This is a genomic window from Nocardia sp. KT25-26, assembly GCF_056627695.1.
Genome location: NZ_CM152813.1, coordinates 2,075,969 through 2,086,017, shown reverse-complemented (window position 1 = coordinate 2,086,017; position 10,049 = coordinate 2,075,969). Strand labels below are relative to the sequence as shown.

Annotated in this window: 10 protein-coding genes; 3 read left to right on the top strand and 7 right to left on the bottom strand. The window is 69.2% G+C overall.

The features are described 5' to 3' along the window. Positions 1-453: 453 nt before the first annotated feature. Positions 454-933 (top strand): SRPBCC family protein, encoded by a 480-nt coding sequence (locus tag AC1HFH_RS09470; RefSeq protein ID WP_480247057.1) that lies wholly within the window; start codon positions 454-456, stop codon positions 931-933. A gap of 332 nt (positions 934-1,265) precedes the next feature. Here AC1HFH_RS09470 and AC1HFH_RS09465 read toward each other — a convergent pair whose 3' ends face one another. From AC1HFH_RS09465 to AC1HFH_RS09450, 4 genes are all read right to left on the bottom strand, one after another. Continuing rightward, positions 1,266-1,424 (bottom strand): hypothetical protein, encoded by a 159-nt coding sequence (locus tag AC1HFH_RS09465; protein ID WP_480247056.1) that lies wholly within the window; start codon positions 1,422-1,424, stop codon positions 1,266-1,268. 135 nt (positions 1,425-1,559) lie between these two features. Beyond that, the gene (locus AC1HFH_RS09460) at positions 1,560-3,830 is read right to left on the bottom strand and encodes a polyribonucleotide nucleotidyltransferase (protein ID WP_480247055.1); all 2,271 of its coding nucleotides are present in this window, start codon (positions 3,828-3,830) and stop codon (positions 1,560-1,562) included. 452 nt (positions 3,831-4,282) lie between these two features. Continuing rightward, a complete protein-coding gene (rpsO, locus tag AC1HFH_RS09455) occupies positions 4,283-4,552 on the bottom strand; it encodes a 30S ribosomal protein S15 (protein ID WP_480247054.1) in 270 nt (89 codons plus the stop codon). Positions 4,553-4,752: 200 nt separating this feature from the next. Continuing rightward, the gene (locus AC1HFH_RS09450; RefSeq protein ID WP_480247053.1) at positions 4,753-5,721 is read right to left on the bottom strand and encodes a bifunctional riboflavin kinase/FAD synthetase; all 969 of its coding nucleotides are present in this window, start codon (positions 5,719-5,721) and stop codon (positions 4,753-4,755) included. A gap of 234 nt (positions 5,722-5,955) precedes the next feature. Between AC1HFH_RS09450 and AC1HFH_RS09445 the strand changes: the two genes are divergently transcribed. Further along, positions 5,956-6,624: a metal-dependent transcriptional regulator gene (locus tag AC1HFH_RS09445; RefSeq protein ID WP_480247792.1), complete on the top strand. Its 669-nt coding sequence runs from the start codon at positions 5,956-5,958 to the stop codon at positions 6,622-6,624. A gap of 40 nt (positions 6,625-6,664) precedes the next feature. Here AC1HFH_RS09445 and AC1HFH_RS09440 read toward each other — a convergent pair whose 3' ends face one another. Then, a complete protein-coding gene (locus AC1HFH_RS09440; protein ID WP_480247052.1) occupies positions 6,665-7,438 on the bottom strand; it encodes a helix-turn-helix domain-containing protein in 774 nt (257 codons plus the stop codon). Positions 7,439-7,558: 120 nt separating this feature from the next. Between AC1HFH_RS09440 and AC1HFH_RS09435 the strand changes: the two genes are divergently transcribed. Continuing rightward, positions 7,559-8,185 carry a hypothetical protein gene (locus AC1HFH_RS09435; RefSeq protein WP_480247051.1) on the top strand — a complete coding sequence of 209 codons (627 nt, stop codon included), beginning with the start codon at positions 7,559-7,561 and terminating at the stop codon, positions 8,183-8,185. Positions 8,186-8,195: 10 nt separating this feature from the next. On the opposite strand, the gene AC1HFH_RS09430 is transcribed toward AC1HFH_RS09435, so the two are convergent. Both AC1HFH_RS09430 and AC1HFH_RS09425 read right to left on the bottom strand, forming a co-directional pair. After that, positions 8,196-8,687, bottom strand: coding sequence for a DUF3830 family protein (locus AC1HFH_RS09430; RefSeq protein WP_480247050.1), 492 nt, complete (start codon positions 8,685-8,687; stop codon positions 8,196-8,198). A gap of 57 nt (positions 8,688-8,744) precedes the next feature. Then, positions 8,745-9,986, bottom strand: coding sequence for an aspartate aminotransferase family protein (locus tag AC1HFH_RS09425; RefSeq protein ID WP_480247049.1), 1,242 nt, complete (start codon positions 9,984-9,986; stop codon positions 8,745-8,747). Between the last annotated feature and the right edge of the window lie 63 nt (positions 9,987-10,049).

Here is a 10,049-nt window from a genome sequence, read left to right as displayed (position 1 = left end):
GATCGGCTATGACTCGACCCGCACGATCCCGCCTTACGAAGTGAAACCCGCTACCTCTCGGCTATCTCCGTTCTCCATCGCCTACCCGGCACCCACGACCCGTCCTGGCCAGACGTCCGAAGCGTAGGCGTTTCGATAATAAAACGGAGAGATTTTCGGCATTTTGTCGGGCCGATGTCCAGTTCGGCCACGCCGCTGCCATGCGGTGGACAGCACCGAACCCGCCAACCGTCGATCCGACCCGGCGGCGGCCACACCCGCTGTTCGCACTGTGGCCGACGACACTAGGGAACGAAACGTTGCATCACCGTTGCATGTGGCACGAGGCTGCACAACGCGGATCCGGACAGGGGTCCGGCTCGACGTCGGCGACCCCGATCGCCGCGGTACTCCCACGCTCGAACCCGGCGAATCGGTTGTGACGACAGTGACACATGTGGTGAACTCCGGTCCATGACCGAGAACGTGACCGTCACCCGCGAGATCTCCGCCCCGCCCGAAGCGGTGTACGCCGCGGTCGCGGACGTGACCCGGATGGGTGAATGGTCCGAGGAATGCTATGCCTGCGAGTGGCACGAAGGCTTCGACGGCCCGGCCGTCGGCGCCACCTTCGACGGCCACAACCGCAACGGCGAGCACGAATGGACAACCCAGGGCAAGATCACCGAAGCCGACCCGGGCCGCGCCTTCACCTTCGAATGCTCGATGCGCGGTGTCCACTTCTCCACCTGGGGCTACCTGTTCGAACCCACCGACACCGGCTGCCGGGTCACCGAGTGGAGCCAGGACCTGCGCTCCGACCGCGCATTGGAGTTCAGCAAGAAGATCTCCGGCGTAGCCGACCGGGCAGCCCGTAACCAGACGACCATCAGCAACACCCTGGAACGCCTGGCCACCGCGCTGGAGAATACGGGCGCCGTCGAGTCCCGCTGACGAATCGGCCGACTGCACGGCGAATAGCTCGAGCCGGTCGACCGGACGGATGCGTATTCGACCTCGGCTGCCGCGCGATACCGACCGGGGCCGGGCAAAGCTCCCGGCATTGTCAGCGACGGTTACCAGTCTGCGGCAGCCCCGGGTCCGGTCGGTTCGGCGGAGTAAGACGTGTGTCGAAACGTGTGCCGGCGAGAGCGAGTTCGTCGAATGCCTGTTTCGACGTGCAGGATGCGCGCGGTGGCGGAGTCACCCCGGGGCTCGGGTCGTTTCGGTCTACCGAGACCGGCTCGGTAGGAGGCGAGCCGGTCGCTCCACTCCTGTCGCCGCAGTCACTGGCATCCGAGGTCTTTCGCCAGCCGCCTCATGTCCACCTCGACCACCTCAGCGGTCTCGAGCTGAGCGATTCCCTGCGCCAGACGTGCCGCATTCGCGGGAGATCGCATCAGGTACAAGGTCTCCTGCTCCTCACCAGCGGACATGCTGGTCATCTGCAGCTCCTCTCCCGGACTGCTCGATAGTACGGGATATCGGCACGGAGATGTCGACTCATCCGAGCGACGACGAGCCCCGACCCTCCGAATGGAGAGCCGGGGCTCGTCGAGTCGAACGGGGCCTGCGGCCGATTACTCGGCGGCGGTCTCCTCGGCCGGGGCCTCGGCGCCTTCGGCGCTCTCCTCCTCGACCGGGATCAGCGAGATCTTGCCGCGGTTGTCGATATCGGCAATCTCTACGCGCAGCTTGTCGCCGACGTTGACGACGTCCTCGACCTTGGCGACGCGCTTGCCGTTGCCCAGCTTGGAGATGTGCACCAGGCCGTCGCGGCCGGGAAGCAGGGAGACGAAGGCGCCGAAGGCGGTGGTCTTGACGACCGTGCCGAGGAAGCGCTCGCCGACCTTGGGCAGCTGCGGGTTGGCGATCGCGTTGATGGCGTCGATCGCGGCCTGCGCGGACGGGCCGTCGGTGGCGCCGACGAACACGGTGCCGTCGTCCTCGATGGAGATGTTGGCGCCGGTGTCCTCGGTGATCTGGTTGATCATCTTGCCCTTGGGCCCGATGACCTCGCCGATCTTGTCGACCGGGATCTTGATCGCGGTGACGCGCGGGGCGTAGGGGCTCATCTCGTCCGGGGTGGCGATGGCCTCGGCCATCACGTCCAGGATGGTGGTGCGGGCGTCGTGCGCCTGGTTCAGCGCACCGGCCAGCACCTTCGAGGGGATGCCGTCGAGCTTGGTGTCCAGCTGCAGCGCGGTCACGAACTCGCGGGTGCCGGCAACCTTGAAGTCCATGTCACCGAAGGCGTCCTCGGCACCGAGGATGTCGGTGAGCGCGACGTAGCGCACCTCTTCGTTGCCGTTGTCGTCGGTGACGGTGTCCGACACCAGGCCCATGGCGATACCGGCGACCGGCGCCTTCAGCGGCACACCGGCGTTCAGCAGCGACAGAGTGGAGGCACACACCGAGCCCATCGAGGTGGACCCGTTGGAGCCCAGCGCCTCGGAGACCTGGCGGATGGCGTAGGGGAACTCCTCCTGGCTGGGCAGCACCGGCACCAGGGCCCGCTCGGCGAGCGCGCCGTGGCCGATCTCGCGCCGCTTCGGCGAGCCGACGCGGCCGGTCTCACCGGTGGAGAACGGCGGGAAGTTGTAGTGGTGCATGTAGCGCTTGCTGGTCTCCGGGCCGAGCGAATCGACCTGCTGCGCCATCTTCACCATGTCCAGGGTGGTGACACCCAGGATCTGGGTCTCGCCGCGCTCGAACAGGGCCGAACCGTGCGCCCGCGGGATCACCGCGACCTCGGCGGACAGCGCGCGGATATCGGCCAGGCCGCGGCCGTCGATGCGGAAGCCGTCGGTGAGGATGCGCTGCCGGACCAGCTTCTTGGTGACCGAACGGAACGCCGCGCCGATCTCCTTCTCGCGGCCCTCGAAGTCCTCGCCGATGCTGGTGAGCACGGCGGCCTTGATCTCGTCGATCTTCTCGTCGCGCTCCTGCTTGCCGGCGATGCTGAGCGCCTCGTTCAGCTCCCGCTTCGCGGTGCCCTCGACGGCCTGGTACACGTCGGCCTCGTAGGGCGGGAAGAGCGGGAACTCCTCGGTCGGCTTGGCGGCCAGCTCGGCCAGGTCGGCCTGGGCGCGGCAGAGCCGGGCGATGAACGGCTTGGCGGCCTCCAGGCCCTCCGCGACGACGGTCTCGGTGGGGGCCTGCTCGCCCTCGCCGACGAGTTCGATCACGTTCTCGGTGGCCTCGGCCTCGACCATCATGATCGCGACGTCACCGCTGTCGACGACCCGGCCGGCGACGACCATGTCGAATACGGCCTTCTCCAGCTGCTCGACGGTCGGGAAGGCGACCCACTGCCCCTCGATCAGCGCCACCCGGACACCGCCGACCGGGCCGGAGAACGGCAGGCCGGAGATCTGGGTGGAGGCGGAGGCGGCGTTGATCGCCACCACGTCATAGAGATCCTTGGGGTCCAGGCTCTGCACGGTGACCACGACCTGCACCTCGTTGCGCAGGCCGTCGACGAAGGACGGGCGCAGCGGGCGGTCGATCAGCCGGCAGGTCAGGATGGCGTCGGTGGAGGGACGGCCCTCGCGGCGGAAGAACGAGCCGGGGATCCGGCCCGCGGCGTACATCCGCTCCTCGACGTCCACGGTGAGCGGGAAGAAGTCGAACTGCTCCTTCGGGTGCTTACCGGCGGTGGTCGCCGACAGCAGCATGGTTTCGTCGTCCAGGTAGGCGACCACGGCACCGGCGGCCTGCTTGGCCAGGCGACCCGTCTCGAAGCGGACGGTGCGGGTACCGAAATCACCGTTGTCGATCAGCGCGACCGACTCGAACACACCGGGCTCGACCTCCACGGCCGAGGACTTGCGTTCCGTTGCCTGCGTCATTTTCTTCTCTCAACCTCTCGTCTCGCCGGTCCGGCCGTCGCGCGGCGATGCAACAGCATCACCGGCAGGCGCGGGCGCACCGGCTTTCGTCGTCAGCCGTACCGGGCACGGACGCGCGGCAGCCTCCCGCTGCGACACGCAACACCCGGCCGTATCCCGTCGGAAGCGGCGACGCGGAGGCGGTCATCGATCGAAGCCCACCGGCGGTGCACCGTGCACCGGCCGAAAGGCCACTACCGAAGACCGACGCCACGCGGTCGGGCGCATACGGCTGTACTCGTTGGAACGTACCGCCACCCCGTTGGGCGCGCATACGGAAATCGCCAACATCGGCGATTGTACGTCTCCCCCATCCCCCTGTTTCGACCGCCCGCCACACAGTGCGTGTCGAAGCGGATCCCCCGATACCTTCGTGGGGCGGGCCCGGCGGGCCCGCCCCACGAAAAGCGATGTTACCGCCGCAACCCGAGGCGCTCGATGAGCGAACGGTAGCGGTTGATGTCCTTGTCCTGCAGGTACTTCGACAGCCGCTTGCGACGACCGATCAGCGCCATCAGGCCGTGGCGGGTGTGGTGGTCGTGCTTGTGCTGCTTCAGGTGCTCGGTGATGTCGGCGATCCGCTTGGACAGCAGCGCGATCTGGGCCTCCGGGGAACCGGTGTCCGTCTCGTGCAGGCCGTACTCGGCCAGGATCGTCTTCTTCTGCTCGGTGGTCAGCGCCACAGGGCATCGCTCCTTGTTTCTCAGTCCGCGCTCGGAAGTCCGGTTACCCGGGGCGGGCGCTGCCGCGGACCGCAGCAAACCCGAGGATCCACTGTACCGGTCGGGTTCCCCGAGCGAACGCCGGGTCAGTCGGTGTCCATGCGACCGACCTCCGAGGGCCTACGTGGCCACGCTCCGCTCCCGCCTCCGGCCCACCGGAGTCAGTCGTCGAGACCGGTGAGCACCTTGCGGGCGGCCTCCACGTCGCGGCCCATCGCTTCGACCAGCTCGTCGACGGATTCGAACCGGCGCATGCCGCGCAGGTGTTCCACGAAGTCCACGGCCACGTGCCGGCCGTACAGGTCGGCCTCGCCGTCGATGACGTAGGCCTCCACGGTGCGCGCCCGGCCGGAGAAGGTCGGGTTGGTGCCGACCGAGATAGCAGCCATGGCGCGTTGGCCAGGGGTGACGGTGCCGATGGTGGGGCCGGGGTCGAGCACGGTGAACCAACCGGCGTAGACGCCGTCGGCCGGGATGGCGGCATGCATCGGCGGCGCCACGTTGGCGGTGGGGAAGCCGAGGTCGCGGCCGCGGCCGTCCCCGTGCACGACGACCCCTTCGACCCGGTGCGGGCGTCCCAGCGCTTCGGCGGCGGCGGCCATGTCCCCGGCGTCGACGCAGGCGCGGATGTAGGTGGAGGAGAAGGTGACGGCGTGTTCGCCCAGCAGGGTGACGCCGTCGACGGCGAACCCGAACCGGCCGCCGAGTTCGCGCATGGTGTCGACGGTGCCGGCCGCCTTCTTGCCGAAGGTGAAGTTGTCACCGACCACGACCTCGGCGACGTGCAGCCGGTCCACGAGCAGGTCGTGCACGTATTCGGTCGGGGTCAGCTTCATGAATTCCTGGGTGAACGGCATGACGCAGAAGACATCGATGCCGAGTTCCTCGGCGAGCTCCGCGCGCCGGGTGAGGGTACTCAGCTGGGCCGGATGGGAACCGGGCCGCACCACTTCCATCGGGTGCGGGTCGAAGGTCATCAGCACCGAGGGGATCCCGCGCCGTTTCGCCGCGTCGACTGCGCGGCCGATCAGCTGCGCATGACCGCGATGTACACCGTCGAATACTCCGATCGTGAGGACGCAGCGCCCCCAGTCCGCGGGCACCTCGTCGAGACTTCGCCACCTCTGCACAGCACGCAGCGTAGCCAAGTGAGGTCGCGAACAGTATTCCGGTGGGCCGATGTCACATCCGGCTTGCGATCGGGCAACCGCTCGGTGAATCCGGGGACAGGCCCGGCACCGCGATGTGTGCTCGGGCCCCGGCTTGCCTAAGCTCGGGGTGTGCCCGGTAAACGAGACATCGCCACCCGACGCGAGTTGGCGGCCACCAGCGGACCGGTGGATTCCCCCGGCGCCACTGCGACGATGGCGCCGGAGCTCTCCTCGGTGGCACAGGACTACCTCAAGGTGATCTGGACCGCGCAGGAGTGGTCGCAGGAGAAGGTGTCGACGAAGTTGCTCGCCGAACGGATCGGCGTATCGGCGTCGACGGTGTCCGAGGCGGTCCGCAAGCTGGCCGATCAGGGCCTGGTGGAACACGCCCGGTACGGCTCGATCACGCTGACCGAGCACGGCCGCCGCGCTGCGGTGGCGATGGTGCGCCGGCATCGGCTGATCGAGACGTTCCTGGTCAACGAGCTCGGCTACGGCTGGGACGAGGTGCACGACGAGGCCGAGATCCTCGAACATGCGGTCTCGGATCTGCTGATGTCGCGGATCGACGCCAAGCTCGGCCACCCGGACCGGGACCCGCACGGTGACCCGATCCCGTCGGCCGACGGCGCGGTCCCCACTCCCCCGGCCCGCCAGCTCAGTGATTTCGGGGCCGGTGAATCCGGCCGGGTGGCCCGGATCTCCGACTCCGATCCGGCGATGTTGCGTTACTTCGACGAGGTGGGCATCGCACTGGACACCCCCATCACGGTCGAAGAGCGTCGCGATTTCGCCGGGACCATCGCGATCCGGATCGGTGGCGGCGCGGCCACGGTGGATCTGGGCGACCCGGCCGCCGAGGCCATCTGGCTCACCACGTAGCTCTGGGCACGGCCGACCGGCCACCCGGATCGCGGCGGAGTCACCCGGCCGCCGCGAGGAGTGCGGCCCGGGTCGCCGCATCGGCCGGGAAGAAGGTCTCGATGGCGATCTCGTCGAGCGTCACATCGCGGGGCGACCCGAAGACGGTCACCGAATACAGCAGTGACAGCGGCCCGACGGGGGTGTCCAGCTGGAACGGGGTGACCAGGCCGGCGCCGTCGGCGTCGTAGCCGCCCGCCGGGGCCGGGTAGCTCTCCAGCTCCGCGAGCAGTTCGGCCAGCCCGGTGTCGTTCGTCCGCGCCAATTGCCGCCGGACCCGGCGCAGCGTGAGCCGGCGCCACTGCCCGTGGTTGCGGATGCTGCCGGACAGGCCGTCGGGATGCAGGGTGGCGCGCAGCATGTTCGTCCGCGGTTCGCGGAGCCGATCCGGCAGATCGACCAGGAATCGGGACATCGCCGCATTGGCGGCGAGCAGGTCCCATCGGGCGTCGACCACCACCGCCGGATTCGGTTCCAGACCGGTCAGCACCGCCGTCACCGCCGTGCGGACCTCCCCGAGTTCGGCGAGCGGCCGCTCCCGGTGCGGCGGTGCGAAACCCGCCGCCAGATAGAGCCGGTTGCGGTCCCGGAGCGGGACGTCCAGTTCGTCGCACAGCCGCGCCAGCATCTCCCGGCTCGGCCGGGACCGGCCGGTTTCGATGAAGCTCAGATGCCGGGCCGAGACCTCGGCGGCCAGAGACAGATCCAGCTGGGTCCGGCGGCGGCGCTCCCGCCAGTGCCGCACCAGGGTGCCCACCGCTTGTTCCGTGCCCATGGCTCCACGCTAGCGGCTGCCGTCTTACCTGCGAGGTAATCGACTCCGCGCGAACCGGTCCCCATGATCGAGGGCAGGGCGGGTGTCGCTCCGCCCGGTATCGAGGCAAGAGAGGTTCCCATGTTCCTGGTCGAGATTTCCCATCCGGCGGGTGCGCTCACCGACGCCGATCGGTCGACGATCGCCGGCGCCGTCACCCGCGGACTGACCGCCGGCGGTCACGCACCCGAGGCGACGATGCGCCGGGCCCGCCGGATGATCCACATCGGTTTCCGGGAGCTGGCCGGCTGGCATACCGGGGACGGCCCGGTGGCCGCCGGCACCGCCCCGCCGATCGTCGCGACGGTGACGATTCCCGAGGACTGGGCCGCGGAGACCGCCGAGCACATGATCGGCGTCGTGCGCGCCGCCATCCGCCGCACAGATCGCATCCACGGGTGGGAACGCGACTGCGGCGACCTGTGGGTGAATGTCGTCGGTGTCCCCGACGGACGGATCGGGCTGGACGGCAAGGCGACCGACAGCACCGGCGTCGTGGCCCGGATGACCGAGGAGTTCCGGGCGCAACTCGACGCGGGCGTGCCCGGCACCGTACCGCCGGGCAAGCTCCTCGACCCGGTGTGCGGCATGCTGGTCACTCCCGGCGAGCATGCGATCACGCTGGAGCACGACGGCGCGACCGTCGGTTTCTGCGCGAAGGGCTGCCGGGACGTCTATGCGCGCGAGCACAACCTGGTAGCGGGGTGATCGGGCAGGGTCAGGCGCGTGCGAAACGCAGTGTCTCCCCGGCGGCGCCCCGGCGCCACAGGTCGTTGCAGGCGGCGGCCAGTTCGGGCAGGCCGTCGGTGATCGTGGCGAACACATTGCCGGGCACCCAGCCCAGGTCGCCGTTGATCAGCAGGTTGTTGCGGTCGTAGAACAGGGCCAGATCGGTGGCGCCCTGAGCGTGGTGGGCCGCGGACCCGGTTTCGTAGCCGTAGGCCGGATTGCCGATCTCCCACGGCTCGAAGTCGAACAGGCAGACATCGCCGGGGATCGGGGTCACGGTCGGGTTCTCCCGGTGCGGGGCCGGGAGTCGCGGCACCAGCGTGTAGATCTCGTTGCGGGCGTATTTGGCGTGGAACACCTCCCCGGCCTGCGGCAGCGCGTCCCAGACCGCCGCACAGGTGCCCGGTGCGAGGTCGTCCAGCAGGCGGGCCCGCGCGGTCACCCCGGCGCGGTCGAGCGTGATCGTCAGGTAGCGGGCCATACGGTGTTCTCCTGAATGGGTCCGCCCGGCGCGGGGCGCGCCGGGCGGACACGGTGGTCAGAGTTCGGCGAGCACCTCGCGCCAGATGGCGAGGGCTTCGTCGACCTGTTCGGCGGTCACGATCAACGGCGGGATCATCCGGACCACGTTCATATGGGCGCCACAGGTCAGCAGCAGCAGCCCCTTCGCCGCCGCGAGCCGCTGCGCAGCGGTCGCGGTCGCGGTGTCCGGTTCCCCGGCCGCGGTGGTGAATTCGGCGCCGACCAGCAGGCCGAGGCCGCGGACGTCGCCGATCGGAGCGGTCGCGCTCGCCCGCATTCCGGACAGCAACTGCGTGCCCCGGGCGGCGGCATTGGCGACGAGGCCTTCCTTCTCGATCACCGCCAGGGTGGCCACCGCGGCGGCACAGGCCACGGCATTGCCGCCGTAGGTGCCGCCCTGCGAACCGGGCCAGGCCTTCGCCATCAGGTCGTGCCCGGCAGCGATCCCGGACAGCGGGAATCCGCTGGCCAGGCCCTTGGCGATGGTGATGATGTCGGGCCGCACCGCGAAGTGCTGATGCCCGAAGAACTCACCGGTCCGGCCGAAACCGGTCTGGATCTCGTCGAAGATCAGCAGGATGCCGTGCCGGTCGGCTCGTTCCCGCAGGCCTTGGAAGAACTCGGTGTTGCCCGGGATGTAGCCGCCCTCGCCGAGGACCGGTTCCACCAGCATCGCCGCGGTCTCGCCGGGTGTGGTGCGGGTGGCGAAGATGTAGTCCAGTTCGCGCAGTGCGAATGCGGTCGCCTCGGCCTCCGTCCAGCCGTACCGGTACGCGGTGGGGAACGGGGCGATGTGCACCCCGGACATCAGCGGGCTGAATCCGGCGGAGAACCGGGTGCCGGAGGTGGTCATACTGGCCGCCGCCACGGTGCGCCCGTGGAAGCCGCCTTCGAAGACGATGATGTTCGGCCGACCGGTGGCCTGGCGGGCCAGGCGCAGGGATGCCTCGACCGCCTCGCTGCCCGAATTGGCGAAGAACAGCGCATCGAGGCCGGCCGGCAGCACGGTCCCGAGCCGGTCCACCAGTTCCAGCAACGGCCGGTGCATGACGGTGGTGTACTGGCCGTGGATCAGGCTCGCCACCTGTGCCTGCGCTGCCGCGACCACCTCCGGATGGCAGTGGCCGGTGCTGGTGACGCCGATACCGGCGGTGAAGTCCAGATAGCGGCGGCCGTCGGTGCCGTACAGATAGCACCCGCGGCCGTGGTCGACCGTGACGGGGGTGGCCTGCTTCAGGACGGGAGACAACTCGGTCATGGTGCGCCTGTCTTTCTACGGGCGGACGGAAAGTGCCGGGCGGGCGAGAGTGTCTATTGTCGG